General features: G+C 50.0%; 19 protein-coding genes and 1 tRNA gene. 10 read left to right on the top strand and 10 right to left on the bottom strand.

Annotated features, from left to right (window positions below; genetic code table 11):
- Nucleotides 1-7: 7 nt before the first annotated feature.
- Nucleotides 8-1,273 carry a sensor histidine kinase gene (locus J2I47_RS15305; protein ID WP_207365458.1) on the bottom strand — a complete coding sequence of 422 codons (1,266 nt, stop codon included), beginning with the start codon at nt 1,271-1,273 and terminating at the stop codon, nt 8-10.
- Nucleotides 1,274-1,560: 287 nt separating this feature from the next.
- Between J2I47_RS15305 and J2I47_RS15300 the strand changes: the two genes are divergently transcribed.
- From J2I47_RS15300 to purQ, 5 genes are all read left to right on the top strand, one after another.
- Nucleotides 1,561-1,983, top strand: coding sequence for a response regulator (locus J2I47_RS15300; RefSeq protein ID WP_207365457.1), 423 nt, complete (start codon nt 1,561-1,563; stop codon nt 1,981-1,983).
- 112 nt (nt 1,984-2,095) lie between these two features.
- Nucleotides 2,096-2,836, top strand: coding sequence for a 5'-nucleotidase C-terminal domain-containing protein (locus tag J2I47_RS15295; protein ID WP_207365456.1), 741 nt, complete (start codon nt 2,096-2,098; stop codon nt 2,834-2,836).
- On the top strand, nt 2,814-3,767 hold the full coding sequence (locus tag J2I47_RS15290; protein ID WP_207365455.1) for a bifunctional metallophosphatase/5'-nucleotidase: 954 nt from the start codon (nt 2,814-2,816) through the stop codon (nt 3,765-3,767). The genes J2I47_RS15295 and J2I47_RS15290 overlap by 23 nt, the downstream gene beginning before the upstream one ends.
- Before the next feature lie 6 nt (nt 3,768-3,773).
- Nucleotides 3,774-4,736, top strand: coding sequence for a beta-1,6-N-acetylglucosaminyltransferase (locus tag J2I47_RS15285; protein WP_207365454.1), 963 nt, complete (start codon nt 3,774-3,776; stop codon nt 4,734-4,736).
- Between the two features lie 240 nt (nt 4,737-4,976).
- The gene (gene purQ / locus J2I47_RS15280; RefSeq protein ID WP_207365453.1) at nt 4,977-5,666 is read left to right on the top strand and encodes a phosphoribosylformylglycinamidine synthase subunit PurQ; all 690 of its coding nucleotides are present in this window, start codon (nt 4,977-4,979) and stop codon (nt 5,664-5,666) included.
- On the opposite strand, the gene J2I47_RS15275 is transcribed toward purQ, so the two are convergent.
- From J2I47_RS15275 to J2I47_RS15265, 3 genes are read right to left on the bottom strand one after another with little or no spacing between them, the layout of a single operon-like run.
- Nucleotides 5,627-6,937, bottom strand: a complete 1,311-nt coding sequence (locus J2I47_RS15275) for an Hsp70 family protein (protein ID WP_207365452.1) — start codon at nt 6,935-6,937, stop codon at nt 5,627-5,629. The genes purQ and J2I47_RS15275 overlap by 40 nt on opposite strands.
- A gap of 3 nt (nt 6,938-6,940) precedes the next feature.
- On the bottom strand, nt 6,941-8,314 hold the full coding sequence (locus J2I47_RS15270; protein ID WP_207365451.1) for a type IX secretion system plug protein: 1,374 nt from the start codon (nt 8,312-8,314) through the stop codon (nt 6,941-6,943).
- A gap of 48 nt (nt 8,315-8,362) precedes the next feature.
- On the bottom strand, nt 8,363-10,321 hold the full coding sequence (locus tag J2I47_RS15265; RefSeq protein WP_207365450.1) for an ABC-F family ATP-binding cassette domain-containing protein: 1,959 nt from the start codon (nt 10,319-10,321) through the stop codon (nt 8,363-8,365).
- Nucleotides 10,322-10,407: 86 nt separating this feature from the next.
- Between J2I47_RS15265 and J2I47_RS15260 the strand changes: the two genes are divergently transcribed.
- Nucleotides 10,408-10,480: transfer RNA gene (locus J2I47_RS15260), tRNA-Thr, on the top strand.
- A gap of 222 nt (nt 10,481-10,702) precedes the next feature.
- Here the strand turns inward: J2I47_RS15260 and J2I47_RS15255 are convergent.
- The 4 genes from J2I47_RS15255 to J2I47_RS15240 form a co-directional block, all read right to left on the bottom strand.
- Complete coding sequence (locus J2I47_RS15255) at nt 10,703-11,311, bottom strand: hypothetical protein (protein WP_207365449.1); 609 nt, start codon at nt 11,309-11,311, stop codon at nt 10,703-10,705.
- A gap of 146 nt (nt 11,312-11,457) precedes the next feature.
- Nucleotides 11,458-12,099 (bottom strand): GNAT family protein, encoded by a 642-nt coding sequence (locus tag J2I47_RS15250; protein WP_229374631.1) that lies wholly within the window; start codon nt 12,097-12,099, stop codon nt 11,458-11,460.
- A 750-nt stretch (nt 12,100-12,849) separates the two neighbouring features.
- The gene (locus J2I47_RS15245) at nt 12,850-13,473 is read right to left on the bottom strand and encodes a hypothetical protein (protein WP_207365448.1); all 624 of its coding nucleotides are present in this window, start codon (nt 13,471-13,473) and stop codon (nt 12,850-12,852) included.
- A 68-nt stretch (nt 13,474-13,541) separates the two neighbouring features.
- Entirely contained in the window at nt 13,542-13,748 is a 207-nt protein-coding gene (locus J2I47_RS15240) for a hypothetical protein (RefSeq protein ID WP_207365447.1), read from the bottom strand.
- 137 nt (nt 13,749-13,885) lie between these two features.
- Here J2I47_RS15240 and J2I47_RS15235 point away from each other — a divergent pair, with 137 nt between their 5' ends.
- The 4 genes from J2I47_RS15235 (at nt 13,886) to J2I47_RS15220 (ending at nt 19,776) form a co-directional block, all read left to right on the top strand.
- The gene (locus tag J2I47_RS15235; RefSeq protein WP_207365446.1) at nt 13,886-17,488 is read left to right on the top strand and encodes a type IIG restriction enzyme/methyltransferase; all 3,603 of its coding nucleotides are present in this window, start codon (nt 13,886-13,888) and stop codon (nt 17,486-17,488) included.
- A gap of 29 nt (nt 17,489-17,517) precedes the next feature.
- Nucleotides 17,518-18,633, top strand: a complete 1,116-nt coding sequence (locus J2I47_RS15230) for a type II restriction enzyme NmeDI-related protein (protein WP_207365445.1) — start codon at nt 17,518-17,520, stop codon at nt 18,631-18,633.
- 130 nt (nt 18,634-18,763) lie between these two features.
- The gene (locus J2I47_RS15225) at nt 18,764-19,378 is read left to right on the top strand and encodes a DUF433 domain-containing protein (RefSeq protein WP_207365444.1); all 615 of its coding nucleotides are present in this window, start codon (nt 18,764-18,766) and stop codon (nt 19,376-19,378) included.
- Nucleotides 19,375-19,776 (top strand): PIN-like domain-containing protein, encoded by a 402-nt coding sequence (locus tag J2I47_RS15220; RefSeq protein WP_207365443.1) that lies wholly within the window; start codon nt 19,375-19,377, stop codon nt 19,774-19,776. The genes J2I47_RS15225 and J2I47_RS15220 overlap by 4 nt, the downstream gene beginning before the upstream one ends.
- Before the next feature lie 11 nt (nt 19,777-19,787).
- Here J2I47_RS15220 and J2I47_RS15215 read toward each other — a convergent pair whose 3' ends face one another.
- Complete coding sequence (locus J2I47_RS15215) at nt 19,788-20,891, bottom strand: BT4734/BF3469 family protein (RefSeq protein WP_207365442.1); 1,104 nt, start codon at nt 20,889-20,891, stop codon at nt 19,788-19,790.
- A 102-nt stretch (nt 20,892-20,993) separates the two neighbouring features.
- Nucleotides 20,994-22,208 carry an AAA family ATPase gene (locus J2I47_RS15210; protein ID WP_207365441.1) on the bottom strand — a complete coding sequence of 405 codons (1,215 nt, stop codon included), beginning with the start codon at nt 22,206-22,208 and terminating at the stop codon, nt 20,994-20,996.
- Nucleotides 22,209-22,211: the final 3 nt, after the last annotated feature.

Below are 22,211 nucleotides of genomic sequence, written 5' to 3'. Positions count from 1 at the left end.
GGTTTTGCTAGTTAGCGTATTGGATGGGAAAGCGAACGCGAATTAGTGTTCCCGATCCGGCATGTGTCTCCACGTCCAGGCTGGCGTTGAGCAGTTCGCAAAGGCGCTTCACGATATAGAGGCCTATCCCTTCACCATCTGGCGGAACTGGTTCTCCAGACAATTCGGAAGCCGTTGGCGGCTGTATTGGCAAATCTTCGTCGAATACTGCTGCTGCTTCCGCCACGGGTTGTAGCTGTTCAGACAACCAGTTGGCCGCCGCCGACGACAGGCCGGACCCCGTATCCTGTATGCTCAGAATCCAGCGAAACTGGCTTTCATGCGACCACGATACTGACACTTGCCCATCAACGGTGTTCTTTAAGGCATTGGTGAGCAGGTTTTGCGCAATACGAAATACCTTAGTGGCGTCGCCGGTAACGATCAGGTTGGCAGGACCATCGCCCGTCAGGAAAACAGACTGCTTGGCGGCCAATGGCTGTGCTGAGTTAATGAGCGACCGAAGCAGATCTGCCGCATCAAATACTTTTACCTGCATCGATTCATGGCCTGCTTCAAGGCGGGCCAGATCCATAAGCTCAGTCAGCAAAGCGGCCAGCCTGGGGAAATTTCGGTTCAGGATCTGCAACATTTCGGTGCGTTCCTGCTCGGTATTATCAGGCATATCAAGCAGCGAGGCGGCTCCCTGTATCACGCTGAAGCTGCTCCGCAGGTCATGCGATGCCACGCGCAGCATCGCACCCCGTTGCCGACCCAGTTCGTTCACGTTGTCGAGCACCCGCTGCAGGTTGAGGGCCCGTTCGGTGGCTTCGGCTTTCTGAAATTCATCATACCGGGCAATGCTACCGCCAATGGCTTCGTGAATCAGCGTTCCAACCAACTGGTAAGCCACCATAAGTACATCTGGGCTAACGTCAACGTATTTTCCCCAAAACGTACGCAACTCACCTAGTAAGGTTTCGTGCAAATGTGACAGTTCATGGAGCAGTTCATGGAGGGCATAGCCTTTGTGCCACCGATGCCGCCCATGTTCGCGGGCAATCTGGTGTGGTGATGTAGCGTCAGGCTCTTGCCGCAGCCGCCGCTCAACAACGCTTAACAGCGCGGGTATCTGGTCCGTAAACTCTTCGCGCGTAAGGCCTGCCACGCCAAAAAGACTGGGATCATTTTCGCAGATAGTACGCCAGTTGGTAAGGATTGCTTCGCGGCGACTAAACAAGAAGGTGGCTAGCTGAGACAATTGGATACCCATTGAGATTGGTTCGTTTGGCATAACGGCAGGAATATCAAGTAGTGAATGAGACAAACGCCTAAACTTACCTTAATAGACTGGCAGATAAGCAAAAGTACTTATTGCGGCTGTTTTTCAGCGATATCAGGCAGTAATCAAGGTTATTTTTTGGGCAAAAATCGGCTAAGCATTAAACAAATTTCATATTAAAGCCGTCGTCCAGAGCTTATATTTGCTAAAAAGGCGGGTCTGTTTTGGGTAGATTACCAGCTAAACAGGCTACTAAAAATGTTAACGACTTTACGCACTCTGTGAATACTTCATCTCGCATGCAAACTGTCTTGGTGGTTGAAGACAACCCCGATCATCAGGTGCTTCTTCGCTATGTTATTCAGCGTAGCCTGACGAATACAACCCCCGTTTTCACCGATTCTGCCGACCAGGCAGTAGCTTATCTGGATAGTTGTGTCACAAACGATCTGGCACCACCCAAGCTTGTTTTACTAGATCTGTATCTACCAAAAGCCGAATATGGGTGGCAGTTTTTGCGGCATGTGAAGCAGATGCCAGCTACGATGCGTCCACCGGTGGTGGTATTGAGTGTTTCGCGGGAAGAAGATGACATTGCCCAGGCTTATCAACTCGGTGCCAGCTCATTTATATCGAAGCCAATTGGTCAGGCCGAATGGCTGACTTACTTTGAAACCATTCGCCGCTACTGGTGGGAAACCGTTACCCTGCCTAATCAATAAGCGCAACAACGTGGCAGAGAGACAAAAATGAGACTCAGGAAACAAGCAGTCTGGCACCTGATCCCTACTTCTTAACTCTTATCTCTTGTTTCTCCCTCTTTTGCCTTTATCAATGAAAAAACTCACTCTCTTCGGCCTACTACTCGCCGCGACCGCCTGCCAGCGAAGTTTTTACGTAGCCAGGCAGCAGAGCAGCCGTTTGTCCGTTGATGCAACCGTAGCGGCCGACAGCAGTACATTGCGCTGGCTGGCTCCTTACAAACAGCAACTCGACGCTACGATGAACGCGCCGTTGGTTACCATCACGGAACGGCTCGAAAAAAATACGCCCGAGTCGGCCCTCGACGACCTATTGGCCGATGCTTTGCTGGCACAGGCAGGTAAAAAATACGGTAAAACCATCGACGTATCGCACCTCAACTATGGCGGTATCCGCAACGGATTACCCGCCGGGTCTGTCACCACGGGCAACTTGTTTGAAGTAATGCCGTTTGACAACCAGCTTGTGGTACTTACGTTGACGGGTGCCCAGCTCATGCAGTTTTTAAATCACTTTGCCGCCAATGACAACGCACTGGTCGTAGGCGGTGTGCGGGTACGGGTGCATGATAAAGCTGTTACTTCAGCTACGCTTACCAACGGCCGCACCATCGTTCCCGACCAGTCCTACACCGTGGCCATGAGCGACTACGTGGCTAACGGCGGTGGTGGAGCTGATTTCCTGAAAACCGTCGGCGGGCGCGACAACGTAAACTACCTTATCCGCGATGCCCTGATCGACTACTTCCGCGAACAGGGCAAGGCGGGCAAACCACTAACGCCACAAGCCGATGGACGCATCACGCTCGAATAGACGTCAGTTTCTGAAACACCTTGGCGCGGCAGCTGTGCTTGCCCCCGCCCTGCCTCAGACACTCATGGCCGCCACACAAGCGGGAGGAGTGTTACCCAGCGGAGTGCCGCCCATATCGATTACGATTTTGCACACCAATGATGTGCACAGTCGTCTCGACCCGTTTCCGATGGATGGCAGCCGCAACGCTGGTCGTGGAGGCATTGCCCGCCGTATGACGCTGTTGCAACAGATTAGAAATGAACAGAAAAATGTGCTGCTGTTCGACGCAGGCGACGTTTTCCAGGGAACGCCCTACTTCAACCTCTACAAAGGCGAGCCCGAAATACTGGCCATGAATCGCCTCGGCTATGACGCAGGCACTATTGGCAACCACGATTTCGACGGGGGCATCGATAACATGCGCGATCAGTTTGGCAAGGCCACATTTCCGTTGCTGGTGGCTAATTATGACTTCAAAAACACGGTGATGGATGGCCGCACAAAGCCCTGGCAGGTGTTTAAAAAAGACGGCATCCGTATAGGTGTTTTTGGGCTTGGCATTCAACCCAAGGGCCTGATACCTGACAATTTATACAGGGAAACCCGCTACCTCGACCCTGTAGAAATCAGCACCGACGTGGCCCGCCGGTTGCGGCAACAGGAGAAATGTGACTATGTAATCTGCCTGTCTCATTTAGGCTATAAGTACCCGGACGCCACCGTTTCAGACAACGTGCTGGCGGCCAAAAGTCAGGACATAGACCTCATTATTGGTGGGCATACGCACACGTTTCTCGATGCTCCCCTCACCGTCAATAATGCTATCGGAAAGCCCATGCTGATCAACCAGGTAGGTTTTGCGGGCATTAACCTGGGGCGTATTGACCTTACGTTCGAGCCGGGGAAAACACCCGTAGTGGGCGGTACGCAGGTGGTGCCGGTGGGATAGACCTGTATGGTTACTCCTACCATCGCCTACCTGATACTGGCGCATCGTCAGCCGGGCATGCTCCACAAACTGGCCCTGGCACTCACGCACCCGCAGGCCCGCCTATTTGTGCATCTCGACGCACGGGTTGACCTCGCTATCTTTCAACAGGATCATAACTGGCCTGCTTCACTGACGTTTATTGATGATCGCGTAACGGTCTGGCATAAAGGCTACAGCATGGTCGAGGCTGAACTGGCCCTGATCCGGGCAGCCAGGCAAAGCGGTCACTCGTTTCGGTACCTGAAATTGCTATCGGCCGATAGTTTCCCATTGTGCAGCGCAACTGATCTGGTCGTCTTTTTTGACCAGCAACAGATCGACTTCTATAGTTTTTGGCGACTGTCTGACCGGCCTTCCTGGCTGCACAAAGTACGTTTTCGGTATTTCCACGACACGTTTTGGCTTAATAGCCGACACGCCGGGTGGTCTCGTCTCCTGCTGCAGTTATACCGCCGCACCCTGCGCTACGGCTTTCGTCAAAGACCCTTACCTGTTGGCCCCAACGGTCAGCCGTTGGTTCCGTACGGGGGCGCGCAGTGGTGGGCATTACGGGCCGAATCGGCTTATTATGTGGTCGATTCACTTAACAACCGCCCCGATCTGGTCGGTTTTTTCCGCCACACCGATTCGCCCGATGAACTGGTTTTTCAGACGCTATTGCAGCATTCACCCCACGCCGACAACGTCGTTCGGAGGGCGGCCTACGAAGCCTGGAGCCTTGAAACGTCTGATGCCGCTAAACAAGCCGACCACCTTTTAGCCGAAGAACTCTTTCACCTCACCTACATCGATTGGTCGCCGATGCGCGAGCAACCCGCTATCCTCGACGAGCGTGACGCCGACGGTCTGCGCCACACAGACTGCCTTTTCGCCCGCAAGTTCGACGAAAACAGGTCGAAGGAACTGCTAAAAGAACTAGAGTTGTAAGTGGCTACGCGCTCTATGTTGCTGTCGCATAGCCCTTCGACTAGGCGTCCCCGACAGGCTCAGGGTGACAACAACCTTGAATCCAGTTAGGAACTTGGACCAAGATGGCCTGTCACCCTGAGCCTGTCGGGGACGCCTAGTCGAAGGGCTATGCGACAGCAACATAGAACGCGTAGCCACTTACGACTTATGACTCTTTACACTTACGACTTCTCCACTTACGACTATTATCTTTGCCCTATGAAAGTTGGCGTTGTTGTTTTTCCCGGTTCCAACTGCGATCAGGACGCGGTTGATGCTTTTGAAAGCTTTGATCTGTCGGTGGTTAAGCTTTGGCACAAAGACCACGATTTGCAGGGTTGCGACCTGGTCGTTCTGCCCGGCGGTTTCTCCTACGGCGATTACCTGCGAACAGGAGCCGTGGCCCGGTTTTCGCCTATCATGACCGAGGTAATTGCCCACGCCAACCGGGGCGGCTACCTGATGGGGATCTGCAACGGCTTCCAAATCCTGGCCGAAGCGCAACTGGTGCCCGGCGTGTTGTTACGGAACACAAGCCAGCAATACGTTTGCAAAAACATCTATCTGAAACCCCAGTCGACCAGTGCGCTGCTTACGGCGGGGCTCGATCATGACCGGGCGTATAAAATACCTATTGCGCACGGCGATGGCTGTTACTTTGCCAATAATGAGGCACTTGCCCGTCTGAACGACAACGATCAGGTGTTGTTTCGCTACTGCGACGAGGCCGGAAATAGCACCGACGCAGCCAACCCCAACGGCAGCCTCGACAATATTGCCGGTGTTTGCAATGACCGCCGCAACGTCTTTGGCATGATGCCCCACCCCGAACGCGCCGCCGATGCAGCCCTTGGTAACACAGACGGCCGCTACATACTGGAGCAATTGCTGACGGCTGTGCTAGCGTAAGGCAATTTCTTTTTCTCACCGAATTTATTCCGGCTGTCGTAAGCCAGCCCAAGCCCCACGCTCGACAGTTTATTGTTATCGGCGATAGCAGCTTGGGGGAAGAGCCGCCGAAATTCGGCCTGTACAGATTGTACTTCCGTTGAGCCGCCTGTGAGAATAACCAACTCAATGGCATCGTTACTCACGCCCGCCTCCCGGATGCACTGCTGTGCCGAAGCCGAAATGTTGGCTACGTCTGCCTGAATAGCCTCGTCGAACGTGCTGCGCAGGATCGGGATGGCAAACCCGGGTTCAATGAAATCCAGTACGGCAGTATGTACAGGCTGGCTGGTGAGGGCAATTTTTGCTCCTTCGGCAGCGGCAAGCAGCGTATGACCCGTTTCTTCCTCCAATACCTGCAACAGTCGCCCAAAGCGCGTTTTATCGTGCGATTGGTATAGCAACTGCCTGATCTGCGAAATCAGTTTGGCTGTGTAAAGGAAATTAACTTTGCTCCACTCGGCCAGGTCGTGATAGGGCTTTAAAGGAACTTCCAGGTGCTTATCGCCGTAGGTACTGCGGAAACCCAGTTCAGGCATAATAGCGCTCAGGCTCAGCGCCTTATCAAAATCATTTCCTCCAATCCGAACACCTGTATTCGCCAAAATATCAGACGACCGGTCGGGCTTGTGGGTAAACTGGTCCGACAGCCTGATCACGGTAAAATCAGACGTGCCGCCGCCCAGGTCGACTACAATAGCCAGCTTTTCGCCCCGTACCATACGCTCATGCGCAAAGGCCGCGGCAATGGGCTCAAATTGAAAGTCGACGTGCTTGAAGCCAATTCGTTGCGCAATAGCCGCTAACTCAGCCTGCGCCCGGCCATCTGCCAACGGGTCGTTATCGACAAAATGGACAGGCCGACCCATCACCACACTGCTGATTTCCTGCCCCGCCAAGGCATCTGCCTTCTGTTTTAGCTCGCGCAGGAAACCCGCAATGATGGTAGAAAACGACATAGCCGTCCCATTGACCAGGGTGCCCTGCTTCATGACCGATGTGCCCAGCACCCGCTTCAACGACCGCATGAACCGGCCCGGCTCCCGATGCAGAAATAACTCAATGGCCTGGCGCCCATAAAAGGCTTTGTTGCTGTGTTGCTGAAAGAATATGGCGCTGGGAACGGTTACCGAATCATTGTCGACGGCCACCAGGCTGATTTCGCCAGCTTTATCAATAGCGATGCTTGAGTTTGACGTGCCAAAGTCAATTCCGCATGAGTACGTTGTCATCCGCTACTTCCGTTTACCGTAATTAATGCGCTGGTAGCCAATAAGTTGGTCGGCACGGGCGGCAGGTGGACGCTGATAAACGAAAATTTCGTAGTCGTTTTCTGTCTGCGAAAAGTCGCCCTCAACCAGGGCTTCATTGCCAATGGTTGGTCCTACACCTGAGCGGCTGATAGGCGGCACCACACCTGTAACGGCATAATTATAGTTATACACGCCTTGTTTAAGCCAGATTGTGCCCCGGTACCCGCCCAGGGCGGCATCGTAGGTGAGGCGATTACGGTCATTCAGCGCCCAGAAATTAAACGCCCCGTTGGCATAGACCGACACGCCGGGCAGTTCGTCAATCAGCAGCGTAAAGATCGTTTCGGCGTAATCAGCCTCGATAGCCCCGTTATGCGATTCGAGGTGGTCGATGACAAACAGGCCGTTGAAATCATCAAACTGGGTGTAAGCCTGGGTGCTGCGCGGGCGTCCGGCCTGTACATAGGCCACGTTCCGGTTGGCAAGGCGGCTGATTTTTTCGACATAATTGGCCCGCGAAAACAGCGTTCGGGTGTCGAAATAACGGTATTCGTTGCCGCCGGGAAATGTGTTGCGCAAATCGAGGGCGCGGTATTCAAGCACCTGATCAAAGGCCCGCACGTTGGTAGGGTGCAGGTCGGTCACGGCCCGGTCGTCGCGGAAATTTTGGCGGATAACCACCTTAAAATCATCCTGTGGCGAGGTCACCTGCGCCTGATACGCCCGGTAATCGAGCGACAGTTCAATCTGCTGGTCGTTGTACTGACGACTAATGTCTGTTGAAAACCGTACCCCCGCCGCAATACCAATTCGTTGCGCATAGAGCCGGAAACGACGCGTGAAGAGGATCTGTTCGCGGTTTTGCTCATTATACACCACCAGCACATAGTTGCCCGGCAACTTCATCCGGGGCACAGTGTAGCGATAGTGGTAGTAGGGTATTTTGGTAGAAATAGAGAGCTGGTAATCGGTAATCGGGTTATCGTTATACTCGTAGGTGAACTCCACATCATTAAGTACCGAGCGTTTCCAGTCGGCGTTGCAGTGAATTACCTTCACGCGGAAGTTGCGGTACACAGCCGTCAAATCGTCGAATTCAAGCACCAGAGGCGTATTTACCTGATCGTCGATGTTCAGAACGGGTACATTCAGCGTCCGGGCGGCGTTATCAACGGTACTGCCAATTTGTGGGTAAAGCAGCACCGTAGCCAGCTTTGGGTCGATGATGGTATCAACGGTGGGCTGGGCGGAAGAAAATGTAAAATGTAAAATGAAGCATGTAAACTGGGCTACGCGCAAAAATGATCTCACTACGCCCTGGCTCTGTTCAGTAGCAATACGCCGACGTATCTTCATTTTACCTTGTTCCGCATCGGCGGACCGATTTTACATTATTCATTCCGGCTACTTCAGCCTAGCCTCTAGCTCTTCGGCTTCCAGCATAGCATTTTCCCATTGCTGCTGAAGACTTTCGAGGTCTTTGGTGAGCTTTTGATAGTCTGTTTGTCGGGTTTGTAACGCCCCATTGGTGCCGTATGTTGCGGGGTCGGCCAGTTCCGTTTCGAGTTTACGCTTCTTCACTTCCAGCGTGCCAATCTGCGCTTCGGCCTCTGTAGCCTGTTGAGTGGCCTTTTTCAACGCCTGTTGCCATTCTTTACGTTGCGCGTCGGAGCTGTTCTTGGGCACACTGTTCACCGATGGAGCCACTGCCGCCGGCTTGGGAGCAGGGGCGGTCTTGCTCTGCGTACCAGTTTCTCCGCTCTCGGCCCGTTCGCTCATCCACAGCTCATACTCGTCATACGTGCCGGGGTACTCCTTGATCTGTTCGTCTTCGATATACCAGATTTTGTTGGCAATCTGCGAAACGAAAAACCGGTCGTGCGAGACCACCACGTAGGTGCCCTCATACTGGTCGAGGGCCTGAATCAGGATATTCACCGACTGCATGTCGAGGTGGTTGGTCGGTTCGTCGAGCAGCAGGAAGTTGGCCTGCGAGAGCAGCACCTTCGCGAGGGCCACCCGCGATTTTTCTCCCCCCGACAGCACCTTGATCTTTTTAAACACTTCGTCGCCCGAAAACAGAAAACAGCCCAATACCCCCCGCAACTCACCTTCCGACTTGGTGGTGTTGGCCGATTTAAGCTCTTCGAGCATATTATCTTCGATGTTCAGCGACTCTAACTGGTGCTGCGCATAGAAGCTAAACGACACATTATGACCTAGTTGGCGCTTTCCTTCGTTAAGCGGTTCAGAACCCGAGATGATGCGCAACAGCGTTGACTTTCCTTTACCGTTTGCCCCGATAAGCGCCACTTTATCGCCCCGTTCCAGCCGGATGTCGGCTTTGGTCAGGATGCGTTTAGGGCCATATGCCTTCGTTACATCGTCGAGGTGCAGAATATGCCGCCCCGGCTGGGTGGTAAACTGGAACTTGAAATTCACCCGCGCCGACTCGTCGATGACCGCGTCGACCACGTCCATCCGGGCCAGTTGTTTCACCCGGCTCTGCGCCTGTTTGGCTTTCGACGCCGTGGCCTTAAACCGTTCAATAAACCGCTCTGTCTGCCTGATTTTGGCCTGCTGGTTCTCGTAAGTACCCTTCTGAATCTCGTTACGCTGGGCTTTCTCCTCCAGATAGAACGAGTAATTGCCGGGGTAATAATTCAGTTTCCCCTGCGACACCTCCACCGTCGTATCGATTACGTTATCCAGAAATTCGCGGTCGTGCGACACCACGATCACGGCACCTTCGTAGTTCTGAATGTATTTCTCTACCCACTGAATGGATGGCAGGTCAAGGTGGTTGGTCGGTTCGTCGAGCATGAGCAGCGACGGTTTTTGCAGCAGCAGTTTGGCCAGCATCACGCGCATCCGCCACCCACCCGAAAACGTTTGTAGTGGTTTCTGGAGGTCTTCGGTGCTGAAGCCCAGTCCTTCCATAATCTCTTCTGCTTTCGACTGCACCGAATAGCCATCGAGGGCCTCAAACTCCTCCTGCGCCTTACCTAATTTATCGACCAGATCATCGGTATAATCCGTCTCCATCTGGTGCAAAATGGCATCGATTTGCGCCTGGAGGGCGTTTTGCCGCTCAAACGCCTGCATCGCCACGCTCAGGATAGAGTCGTGCGTCTGGTAGGAAAGCAGGTCCTGATTAAGAAAGCCAATGGTGACGTCGCCCGCCTTCGAGATGGTGCCACCGTCGGGCTGGTACTCACCGTCGATGATGCGGAGCAGGGTTGATTTACCCGTGCCATTCAGCCCGATCAGGCCAATTTTCTGGCCGGGTTTGATGTGCAGCGAGGCGTTATCGTAGAGGGCACGGCTGCCCAGGAAGTACGAGAGGTTGGTAATGGAAATCATGCCGCAAATTTACGAAAAAACGCCCCCTCGTCATTGCGTCAGTGTGAAGATTGGCCCTATATTTGCGTCCTCAAATGCAGTACCACGCCTCCTTAGCTCAGTTGGTAGAGCAATTCATTCGTAATGAATAGGTCGTAGGTTCAAGTCCTATAGGAGGCTCCCTGATAATCAGCCAGTTACGTTAAATCGTGATTGGCTTTTTTGTATTCTGTGCAATGCTTTGTGCAATGCGTTTACATAAATTGAGGGAAAAGCATAAAAAAAAGGCCAATTACGGCCCTTGTCCCACTGTTCAACTTTGGTCTGTTTACTGTTTAAACAGTTGTCCATGGTCTTTGTATCGCTCGATACCAAACCGACTTCCTATAGTTGTATAGCGATTCATTTAGGAATGAAGTTGGACTTAGGTTTATAGATTTTCTGGAGCCTTCGGGCAAAATCTTCTTTGCTTATGATTGAGTAATCAGTGTCTAGTATGACCTCCGTTGTGTCTTTCGTGGTTGACTTGTCGCTTAACTTGACACGATAGGCGCAATAGGCAACATAGGCGACAGGCTTAATACTATCGGCCTTGATTATAAGCTCATTGACAGCCCGCATATCTTTTAGCATTAGCTTTGTATTGCCGAAAGCGACGTCTATTTTTTTTGTATCGTCGTTGACCTCATCCCGGTATTCATCCGAAAAAGACAACATTTGGATGTTTAACTTTGAACGCTCCAAAAGCCGTTTAACACCAGCCGTCTCTTCGGCATGTTTACTGGTCAACAGGTTAAATAGCCGGTTGTATTGATCCTGTTGCGTCATCGTATCAATGCGAACAGGTTCCAGTGATTCCAGCACGGCGGCGGCATCTATCGCCTTAATTTTTGCGGTAACGTAACTGTTGAGGTCGGCTTTATTCACCTTACTCAAGGGGGTTTGATTGCAACTGATAATAGCCACTGCCATCAACAGCGCCAAAACAGACGGGAGTAATAAACGGGGCATAATAGTTTATCTAGGCTTTAAAGGTATACAAGTTGCTTAAACTATTACCATACTGCCCCTCAACGGTACCCACCTATGTCGCACTTTGTTAACAGTGAGTACGGGTAGCCAATACGGATTGGTAATAACAAAAAAGCCCCTATCCGTTAAGTAGAGGCTTCTTCTTGTATAACTGCGTTTTTGAAGTGTGCGATGAGTGGCATCAAGTCAAAAAACATAGATCGGTAAGGCACGGCGGGGGGCACGGGTTCATCGGGGTCAACAAATTCGAAGCCTAGTCTTTCGTAAAAACCCGAAGCGTCATAGTGCGGCTTATCTAAATCGTAGAAGGCATCAACAGTTATAAAACGAACGCCAATCTTTTGTACTACCTCGGTTGCGACGTAAAATAATGCCCAATCCACTAACCTGCGACCTGCCCCCTTTGCGCGTTCATCGGCACACAACAGGCCAATTTTAACCGCTGGGTATGTCGTGTATCGAATATTCTCTTCGGCAAGACGTTCATAGTCTAGCGTAAGTTTATCGGTTAGGAGAGTGATGTAGCCTGCTAATTTGCCATTGTGGGTCAACCCCCAGCAGCGACACAACTCAGACTCTATTTCTCGTTTGATTCTTCCCTGCTTTAAGAAAGTAACAAACTCTCCCCTAATACAGCGATAACCCCCGCCTAATGACTCGGTTAGGTCGGGGGTTATCTGTATTGGTTCAATGTTGGCGAAGTCTGCACCATCAAAACGGCTAACTCTCACCATATTACACTTGCTTCGGCTTTGTATGCCGATCAAAAATGCGCTGGGCTGTTGCTTGGGCCTTCTCGTTTGAGACAGAAGTGCCCGTCGTAATTGCGTCGTGCAATCGCTGGGCCTGTTTACCCACCACAGGCTTGGTTTCTGTGTTGGTTACAAATTTCATTTTAAGTTGATCGTTTGTTTGAATTTAAGTTGTGTCACAACCCGTAAGAGAAACGTAAAGCAAGCAATTATCGTTTTTAGAACCAATTAAATTTGTACTATCCGACTAAAATGGGCATGATCAGTGTCGCCTTCCGTTGTACTATTTCAAGATTGAGCGATATTCGGAAACAGCAATATATATGTTATATATATACCTTATTTTTGAGCAATACAAGTATTGCAGAATTCCTATATACTCCACAAAGTAAAAAAATGACACAGGTATAATTTTCAGAGCAAAAAACGAGCCATCCCAATGGTTAGCAGCCTTTTCGTAGGCCACTCCGATGATGTTAAACACAAGTCACTCAGACTATTACTGTTCTACGCCCTCACTACTCCATACCTTTAATCGGTGGGTACCTAAAACCGATTCGATTACTCTTGCACCACCACCCGATTCTGATCCCTCGTAGTCTCATGCACCCCCCACAACGGGGGCGGGCATTTTCCGCAACGCCTTAGCAATGTCCTGTCTAATAAGCGTGGCTAGGTCTCTCGAATCTATACCGCTAGGCTCCGTATAGATATACAGAATTAGGTTTCTATTTCAACAAAAAAGCCCCGATACATGACCGGGGCTCAACGGCGAAGTATCAAATGGAAGTCATTGGCCGCTATCGCTCCCATCCGAATCAGCTTGCTTTCTATCCGGGTAAAACGGCGGGTAGGCTTGCCTCGATACGTCTGTTTGGCGTGAGGCTTATATAGTTCGTCTACAACGTCGACCCGGTCCAAGACAGCATCATATACCCGCTTCTCTTGTCTCCATCGCTTGGAGTGTGTTTGCGCCTTGTACATACCCCGTATGGCCTCGCGGTGGGTTAGCCAACCCTGATGCATATACAGCTTTCGGCATCGCTGCTGAGTAACGGAGCAACGGAAGTACCAGACAATACCCTTGCCTAAGTTACTGGCTTTTGGCTCTATCGCTATCCGGTATGTGCGGGGCTGTTGTTGATAACGATAGCTTACCAGTAAATACACCTCATCGGGACCATACTGAACGGCATAATCAATTTGGCCCGTAATCTCCCCACTCATACGCCATGTTACCTGACCGCCTTTATAACCGTAATTGGTCAGGCACCCCCAGCCAACAAGGCTATTTATATCCAGTATTTGGAGTTCGCTGTAGATGGGCGGGTAGGTGGGTGACTTCGCCATGATTTTTTTCAACAAACCTAAATCGTTAAAGAACTTCATAGATAATAACATGAAAACCGTATCGGCAAGGGTTATAAAATATCCTCTCCCTGCACCAATATTGGCGGCTAAGTCCAACTGTCTGGTTCGCCATGAGCCGAATGAACTGCCTCGACTTTAGGGAAGACGTAAGGCAGCATCTTACAAACGATGTTCAGCCGGTCTTTGGGTTCAAGGCTTTCCAACAGGTGGGGTAGGTTCTCGATTTCTTTCTGCATCAGGGCTTTCAATGTCTCGCGCAAGTCGCCTAGCAAGGCTTTGTCTTTAGTTTTCATGGGATGTTGGGCTGTACTAGGTAGCGACTGATTAAGAACGTTGTTTCAGCGAATAGACCACTTGACAAATAGAACGGTTGTGAGCTAGTTAGAACGTTAATCTTACGTTACTTTCGCTACTCTTAAAGTTACGGAAAATGCAGCTTACACCCATTACGCCTACGCAATCCCTCGAAAAGGCTTACCGCTTACAACCAGGCAACCGCGAACAGATTGACCGCTTCCGGCATGGCTATATCAAGTTGATGGGTCTCATCAATGAAAAGGAGAGTGAGGAAAACGTAAAGGGGCATCTAATGGACTTTCTCAAGGAAGTCTACTACAATGGTACGGCCCTGGGTGAAGCCTACATTGTAGCCCCAAAGGGCAAAACCGATTTTGTCATTCACAACGGCAAAGACGCCACTACACCCGCCGGGGTGCTCTTTGAGGTGAAGCGGCCCGCCAACAAGGGCGAAATGATTACCCTGCACAACCTCAACGCCAAAGCCTTTCACGAACTGCTGTTATACTACTTCCGGGAACGGCTCGACGCCCATAACAACGACATCCGATATTGTGTCATTACCAACGTCTACGAGTGGTTCATCTTCGACGCGGCAGATATTGACCGGCTGTTCTTTCGGAATGCCCACCTCATCAAAGAGTATCGAGATTGGGCCGGGGGGCGAAAAGTCAGTAAGAACAATGAGCTGTTCTATAGCGAGATCATTAAGCCGTTTTTAGCGGATTTAGAGGAAGAAATTCGGTTTGCTCATTTCGACCTACGGAGCTTTGAAACCATTGTTACCGATGGTAACATGGCCAATGATAAGGCTCTTTTACCGCTCTACAAAGTACTCTCACCTACCCACCTGCTGAAGCTGCCCACGGCCACGGATAGCAACCGCCTGAACCCTAAGTTCTACGCCGAACTCTTACACCTGATCGGCTTAGAAGAGGTTAAGGACGGGGGTAAGAAAGTCATTCGGCGCAAGGAAAGCGGTAAACGGGATGAGGGGTCACTACTGGAAAATACGATACTGGAGCTTGATTCATCGGGTAAGTTCAACCGGTTGACCGACCGGGGGCAATATGGCACCACCACCGACGAGCAGGTTTTCAACGTGGCCCTCGAACTATGCATTACGTGGGTAAACCGGGTGCTGTTTCTCAAGTTGCTGGAATCGCAGGTAGTGACCTACCACAACGATAACAAGGCCTTCGCCTTTCTGAATCACGCTACCATACCCGATTTTGACGAACTCAACAAGCTGTTCTTTCGGGTGTTAGCCAAAAAGCCTAGCGACCGGCAAGCCTCAATACAGGCCAAGTTTGGGCGGGTGCCTTACCTCAACAGTTCGCTCTTTGAGTTGACCGACCTGGAAAACGATACCGTTAGCATCAATCAATTAGACAACAGCTTACACCTTCCCCTGCTGCGCAACAGCGTATTACTGGAGAACTCAGCGTACCGTAATGGGAAAGCCGTACCAACCCTGGCTTACCTGTTCGCCTTTTTAGAGGCGTATGACTTCACATCAGAAAGCCGGGAAGTACTTCAGGAAAAGAATCGGACGCTCATTAACGCCTCGGTACTGGGGCTGATTTTTGAGAAGATCAACGGCTACAAAGACGGGTCGTTCTATACGCCGGGCTTCATCACGGAATACATGTGCCGGGAGACCATCCGTAAGGCGGTGGTGCAAAAGTTTAATGAGGCTAAAGGCTGGAACTGTGCCGACTTTGCGGCCCTGGAAAACAAAGACCTGGACCGGGCTGAGGCTAACGCCCTCATCAATGACATACGCATCTGTGACCCCGCCGTAGGGTCGGGCCATTTTCTGGTATCGGCCCTCAACGAACTGATTGCCGTGAAGTCTGATTTGGGCGTCTTGCAGGACGCGACGGGGAAGCGAATCAAAGACTATACAGTGAGCATTCTCAACGATGAACTAATTCTACAGGATGAGGACGAAACGCCCTTTCAGTATGTGTTGGGGTCCACCGACAAGCCTACCCCTGAACGCCAACGGGTGCAAAAGACGCTGTTTCACGAAAAGCAAACGATCATTGAAAACTGCCTGTTTGGCGTTGACATTAACCCCAACTCGGTGAAGATATGCCGGTTGCGGCTCTGGATTGAACTACTGAAGAATGCCTACTACACTGACGAATCAGGCTTTAGTGAACTGGAAACGCTCCCTAATATCGACATCAACATTAAGCAGGGGAACAGCCTGTTGAGCAAATTCAGCTTAACCGAAGACCTCAGCGACGTATTCAAAAAGCAGCGGTTTACGCTACGCACCTACAAAGACGCCGTAGCGGCCTACAAAGAAGCAAAGACCAAAGAGGCTAAAGCCGATCTGCAACAGTTCATTAACGAGATCAAAAGCCAGTTCCGCGAAACGGTCTACAACCGCGACCCCCGCCGTAAACGCATCGCTACGCTACGGGGGCAACGCATCCTGTTAGATAACAACATTGACGTATTCGGGACGGCCATCAAAGACCCGAAACTCGTTGAGGTAGAGAAGAAACGGCTCGATAAACTGATTGACCAAATCGAAGGGGAAATTGCCGACATTGAAAACAACGCCCTGTATCGTGGCTCGTTTGAATGGCGGTTTGAGTTTCCTGAAGTGCTCAATGACAAAGGAGACTTTATAGGGTTTGACGCAATTATTGGCAATCCTCCATATTTAGTTCTTATTAAATCGACGCATGGAAAACAAATGGTTGACCTAATGATCAAGTATTATACAACCGCCGAATATAATCCAAATTTATATTCCTTATTTGTAGAGTTGTCGTTAGGCAAGCTTTCAAGAAAAAATGGAATAGTTTCTTTAATCATACCTAATTCTTGGCTTAATGGCCGGTATTTTACTAATTTGAGAGGTTACCTTTCAATGTACAAAAATCTAGAATTAATAAATTTAAAAGACGAAGCTTTTGATGTAATTGTTGAAACAGTCATTTTAACCACTAAGAACAGTACAGAAAAAGAATTGCCAAATTTGAAAGAATATTTGGGCAATAACAATTTTCGAGATATTGATAGGCTTTGGGATTGGGGCAAAAATCCATTTGAAAATAATGCTTCAACATTGGTAACTGATATATTAAGTCGAGAAAGTAAAATTCGCGATCAATGTATTGTTTACAGAGGCGTTGAAACAAGAGATAACGCTAAATGGCTTTCCACAGTTAAAGAAGATGATCAATGGTTGCCAATATTATTAGGCAGAGATGTGAACAAGTATACCTATGCTCATAGTGGTACTTATGTCAAGTTTCTTCCGAAGGAATTAAAGAGTAATGCCAATATAGACTTATATAAACGCAAAAAGATATTGATGAGACGAACAGGCAATTCAATAATTGCTTGCTCAGATGATAATATGTTAATTGCTCTAAAAAATCTTTATCTGATAATTCCTCACCAGGAAAAGTACATTTCTCTTTTCCTAGCTCAGCTGAACTCTAAACTATTCGATTATATACACAAATCGCTTACAACAGGGGAGAACAAAGCGTTTGCTCAGTTTCCAGCTCATTATGTAGAGAGCTTCCCTTTAAAAGTAAGTGATAGTTATGCTTTATCAATTGAGACCATAGTAATGAAAATAGAACATACTAAAACCGTAGACCCAACTGCTGATACCTCAGCATTAGAGACCGAAATAGATCGGCTGGTTTACGGGCTGTATGGGTTGACAGACGCCGAAATAGCGATTGTGGAGGGGCGGGCGTAGTTATTCACTGACCAATTACTCAACTGAAAATGGCATATTACATAGACCTGTTTTCGCCAGAAACGTATGCAGCGTTTACCATCTCCGATCAGTCGGTATCTGGTTTCCGTGAAAGACAAAGGAGTATTGCTACAAACGTCAAGGTAGGTGACAAGCTCATTTGCTACGTTACCAAATTGTCCCGGTGGGTCGGTGTACTCGACATCAAAAGCAGCTTTTTCATAGACGACAGCCCAATTTTTACACCCGTTAATGATCCGTTCATCGTTCGCTTCAACGTCGGCCCAACGGTCTGGCTGCCCCTTGATAAAAGCCCGCCAATTGAGGCTGATATTTGTTGGAACCATCTGTCATTTACTAAGAAGCTCCCTAAGAAAAGCCTGGCTTGGACCGGCATGGTACGGGGGAGTTTGCGTAAGATTGACGATAAAGACGGGCAATATCTCGAAAAGCTATTGATTGGCCAACCGGCTAATACTGTCACCTACCCACTCAGCGAAAGAGATAATAAAGTACTCAAAACGCCAACGGTAAAGACCCAAGATAACAAGCAAGTAACCGTCTCAATACCAGACAATGAGGTAGCCTTACTCAATACTAGTCAGCAACAAAACACGCAACGGGATTCCATCAGGATTCAGGCACTACTAGCCGAAATAGGCGAACGCATGAACCTGAAAATATGGATACCCCGTAGCGATAGGCAACGGGTTTTAGATGTCTGGCAACCAAAAACAACATGCTTGCTCGAACAACTCCCCCTGAACTATGATAGTGCAACGCTGAAGACTATCGAAAATATTGATGTGTTGTGGATAAAAGGGCGGTCAATCGTGAGGGCTTTTGAGGTTGAACATACCACCTCAATCTATTCAGGGATTTTGCGAATGGCTGATTTAATGGCTCTGCAACCAAACCTATCCATCGAAGCCCATATTGTTGCCCCTATCGACAGGAAAGAAAAGGTGTTGCAAGAAATATCAAGACCCGTTTTTGCTTTCCTGGAAAAGGGGCCATTATCGGAATCATGCACCTTTATTTCCTACGAATCGGTCATAGAGCTTTCTCAAGAAAAGCGGCTTGAGTACATGACCGACAGCGTTTTAGAGGAATATACAGAGTATGCGGAGGATGCTGATATTTAGGTAGAGGGGGTTTATAAGTGGGTTAAGGTGGTACAGAATTTGTATTTTTGCCTACGCAAAACAGAACAGGGTGGTCGTAGAGAAGAAAAACGTATTCAGCTTAGGCACAGGCATTTACACAATGCCCGATGTGGCCGCTATACTTGGTCTGCCACAGGCCAAAGTACGGCGTTGGCTGCGCGAATACTGGAATGTTCACTTTGGTAAAGCAGACCAAACCGTTTTTTCGGATGGAACAGGCCGGGAATTGGTTACGAACTTCTATACCCTGATCGAGTTTTTTACCTTCTACCAACTGCGTGACCGGGGCGTTACCGCCCAACGGATTGTTAAGGCACACAAGGTTTTGGAAGACGTGTTCAAAACGGCCTACCCGTTTGCTACATCAAACATCCTCACAGACGGTAAAGACGTGCTGTTTACGGGTGAGGTAGGCGACATTATTCAAGCCGATCAGACGCTTCAAATTACGATCACGGAAATACTGACGCCCTTCTGTGAAAAGATTGACTTTGACCGTCAGTCGTTGGCTAACCGCTTTTTCCCGCTAGACCGCAAACACACCGTTGTTATTGACCCCCGTAGGCAGTTTGGGCAACCCGTAGTAGGTGACACCAACATATTGACCGAAACAGTCTTTAATTTATACCGGGGTGGCGAATCGGCTGATTTCATTGGTCGTATTTATGAACTGACGCCCGACCAAGTTGAGGACGCCATTAATTTTCATCGGATCGCGGCATGACCAAAATTTACATTGATGAGAATTTACCCCCGCAAATAGCTGAAGCCCTCAATATATTAGAAACTCACGCGAATGAAGGATTTGAAGTATTAGCTATTGGTAAAGAGTTTGGGCGGGGTGCGCAAGATGAAGATTGGATACCAAAAGTTGGCGCTGAACAAGGCGTTGTTATCACGTCAGATTATAATATTCAGCGCATAAGGCGGCAACGCGAATTGTTTCAGGAACACGGCGTTGGTATTTTCTTCTTTAACCCGCCTTCAAAAACCGGCTATACCTATTGGGAACAGGTAGAACAGATAGTGAAGCGGTGGCGGGAAATCAAAAAGAAGTGCCGAAACAAGCGGCCTTTTGCGTTTCGTTGTAATTCAAAAAGCACGGAGTTCGAGGGTATGTAGGCAGGGCAAACTTAACCGTCCCACTCAGCCGGGTAGTGATCGCATGGTTCAACCGATAGTCGTTCTAACTGGCATTCATCAGGCCGTAAAATGGAGCCGGGGTTAGCTCCCCATTCCGCAAATGTTCGCACGACTAGGGGGGCGGGTTTTGTGGGTGCTGGGGGGGGGTGTGGGGCTTCATCAGCGTAGATCGGGTTTGCCATGCCGTAGCGTATACCGTCCCGAATTGTCTTTTGTGATTTGGTAAACGTAGGCCATTCACTTGCTACTGTCTCCAATGCCCATACAGTGGTTTGTTCATTCATCCGGCCCGCGGCAATGTACCCACCGGCCAAACGGGATTCTTTTAACAGCGTGTCATGCCTGTTGCCCTCTGCGGCTGCTCCTACACGCCGAACTAGCCGGGTTAGTAGTTCGCCCTCATCATGCCCACGAAAGCGGCTGTAATCGACCGGGCGGGCGGTCCCACGTCCGGGCTGAGGCTTGGGCGAGGTGTATGTCTTGTACATTACCGTTGCACCGTCGTTAAGGTAGGGGGCCGGGTCATAGGAGACAAAGCGCAAGTCTGTGGGGTTGCCGCCTTTGCTCTTATCGAGTTCAATACCAAACCGTTCCCGGAACAGCCGTTGTAGATAGCGGAAATGAGCCGCCAACGTGTCCGGGGTTTGTTCATCAGGTAGGCGAATAACAAACCAGATTCCACCTCGTACTGAATGAGCGCAAACCAATACGTAAGGCAGTAGGGTGAGGCGGCTTTTAAGTTGAGCCATATCTACGCCGGGGTTTTCTTTACGGTCAATATCACCCATCAACAGCGGCCATTGCTGTTTGATCTTTTGGGCAAAACTGGTATCACGGCGGCGGTGGTACATCAACGATACCGGGCTAATGGCCGGTAACTGCTTTTTCAATTCACTCTGTTCAGTGGCATTGGCTTCGTTGCGAATAGCTTCAATGAGGGGACGGTAATACCCCGTTGTGGCAATACGCCGTAAGGTCGTTTGCTGGGTGGGTATGGTAGCGAAGCTGCCCCGTTGCTGATCGTACTCAAAGAAGCTGATTGGCAGGTCTAGCCAGTTCGGGCGGTGTTGTGCGGGTTGCTCTGCGGGTTGCATGGGTAAGAGTGTCCTAACCGTCCTGACTGTCCTAAGACACTCTTTCAGGACACTATAAAACAACTGTCCTAACTGTCCTGACGCCTATATATGAATAGGCGTTCAGGACAGTTTATCAGGACAGTCTTTGTTTGAGGTGAGGTAGTACTTTTCGTGGCCTTTTCCTTCAGGCTTTTCTTTCCCTAGTCGGCCACTGGCGAGGGATTCACTAACCAGCATTTCAGCATCGTTTTTGGACAATGGCTTGCCGATGAATAGCGAACCTGCTAAAACGTTGGTGCGTAGTTGGCCGTATCCTAAGTGCGTGTCGATTGTGAACGCCCGGCTGAAAATAGTGTCCACCTCTTCAGGGGAAATAGCCTCTGACTTATTCTTCTTATCCCTTTTGGATGGTTTGGGGTTGTCGGGTTCATCGACAAAACAGGGGAGGCCATAACTGTTAACTGAGAAACTGAACGGCTCAAAATCCATGTCCCTGCATTGTTCAGCGGCAACGATTGATACGGCCTTATTATCGGGATCTTTCGTCACGCTGAGGACCGTTTCGGCCTTATTGACCAACTCCGTACCCAAATGCCCCCTTGCATTCTGATCACCTTTGTTTTGGTGCAACACGGTCAGGATATGAATTTGCCGCTCATCCGTCCAACGAAGTAGACGCGTGGCTGTGGCCGTGGCCTCTTCGGGACTGTTGATGTCAAAGACCAAATCCCGGATACCGTCAATGACCACGAAGAACACGCCGGGGGTATTATAGATTGCCCACTCGATAGCGGCGCGGCGTTCCTGGGTAGGCACCGACCGTAACCCGTAGGCTCTTAGGTTGGGGAGGTCGGTAACGCTTGCCAACGCACAGATACGCTTTATCGAGCGTTGCACATGGTAGCGGCCTTGTTCGGTGTCAAAGTATAAGACTACTGCACGGTCTGTTGGTGCATGGCCTTTGATCCGGTTGATAACGGGCGAATCTTGTAGAAGGGAGGCCACAACGGCACCAACCAAGAACGTTTTCCGGCTTTTAGCTTTACCAATGGCTACGGACAGATTGCCCAACGTCCCCAGCACTGCCGTAGTCTCACCATTGTCTATAGTAATACAGATAGGCGGGGGGCCAATATCTTCGGTTGGCGAAACGGCCATTTCGTCCAACAGAGCAGCATAACTGATACCCTCTTTCTGATCGGGTCGAGGGGGCGGCGGGTCATCGTCGTCATAATCGGGCAATTCGCCTAACTCTTCGTTAGGCATATCCATTATGGGTGGCTGTTGTTTATTGCCCGTCTTTGGCCCATCGGTTGCGTATGTTTCGGCGTTCATGCT

Origin of the sequence: Fibrella rubiginis (genome assembly GCF_017353185.1) — a bacterium.
In the GTDB taxonomy this organism is placed as follows: domain Bacteria; phylum Bacteroidota; class Bacteroidia; order Cytophagales; family Spirosomataceae; genus Fibrella; species Fibrella rubiginis.
The sequence above is the reverse complement of the archived record's forward strand: the minus strand, read 5'-3'. Positions and strand labels throughout refer to the sequence as shown.

Coding starts and splice junctions, on each gene's coding strand:
- purQ (WP_207365453.1), top strand. CDS start 4,977: ATGAAAGTTGGCGTTGTTGTTTTTCCCGGTTCCAACTGCGATCAGGAC.
- J2I47_RS15305 (WP_207365458.1), bottom strand. CDS start 1,273: ATGCCAAACGAACCAATCTCAATGGGTATCCAATTGTCTCAGCTAGCC.
- J2I47_RS15275 (WP_207365452.1), bottom strand. CDS start 6,937: ATGACAACGTACTCATGCGGAATTGACTTTGGCACGTCAAACTCAAGC.
- J2I47_RS15215 (WP_207365442.1), bottom strand. CDS start 20,891: ATGCAACCCGCAGAGCAACCCGCACAACACCGCCCGAACTGGCTAGAC.
- J2I47_RS15240 (WP_207365447.1), bottom strand. CDS start 13,748: ATGAAAACTAAAGACAAAGCCTTGCTAGGCGACTTGCGCGAGACATTG.
- J2I47_RS15220 (WP_207365443.1), top strand. CDS start 19,375: ATGACCAAAATTTACATTGATGAGAATTTACCCCCGCAAATAGCTGAA.
- J2I47_RS15285 (WP_207365454.1), top strand. CDS start 3,774: ATGGTTACTCCTACCATCGCCTACCTGATACTGGCGCATCGTCAGCCG.
- J2I47_RS15245 (WP_207365448.1), bottom strand. CDS start 13,473: ATGAAGTTCTTTAACGATTTAGGTTTGTTGAAAAAAATCATGGCGAAG.
- J2I47_RS15255 (WP_207365449.1), bottom strand. CDS start 11,311: ATGCCCCGTTTATTACTCCCGTCTGTTTTGGCGCTGTTGATGGCAGTG.
- J2I47_RS15235 (WP_207365446.1), top strand. CDS start 13,886: ATGCAGCTTACACCCATTACGCCTACGCAATCCCTCGAAAAGGCTTAC.
- J2I47_RS15270 (WP_207365451.1), bottom strand. CDS start 8,314: ATGAAGATACGTCGGCGTATTGCTACTGAACAGAGCCAGGGCGTAGTG.
- J2I47_RS15300 (WP_207365457.1), top strand. CDS start 1,561: ATGCAAACTGTCTTGGTGGTTGAAGACAACCCCGATCATCAGGTGCTT.
- J2I47_RS15290 (WP_207365455.1), top strand. CDS start 2,814: ATGGACGCATCACGCTCGAATAGACGTCAGTTTCTGAAACACCTTGGC.
- J2I47_RS15210 (WP_207365441.1), bottom strand. CDS start 22,208: ATGAACGCCGAAACATACGCAACCGATGGGCCAAAGACGGGCAATAAA.
- J2I47_RS15265 (WP_207365450.1), bottom strand. CDS start 10,321: ATGATTTCCATTACCAACCTCTCGTACTTCCTGGGCAGCCGTGCCCTC.
- J2I47_RS15295 (WP_207365456.1), top strand. CDS start 2,096: ATGAAAAAACTCACTCTCTTCGGCCTACTACTCGCCGCGACCGCCTGC.
- J2I47_RS15230 (WP_207365445.1), top strand. CDS start 17,518: ATGGCATATTACATAGACCTGTTTTCGCCAGAAACGTATGCAGCGTTT.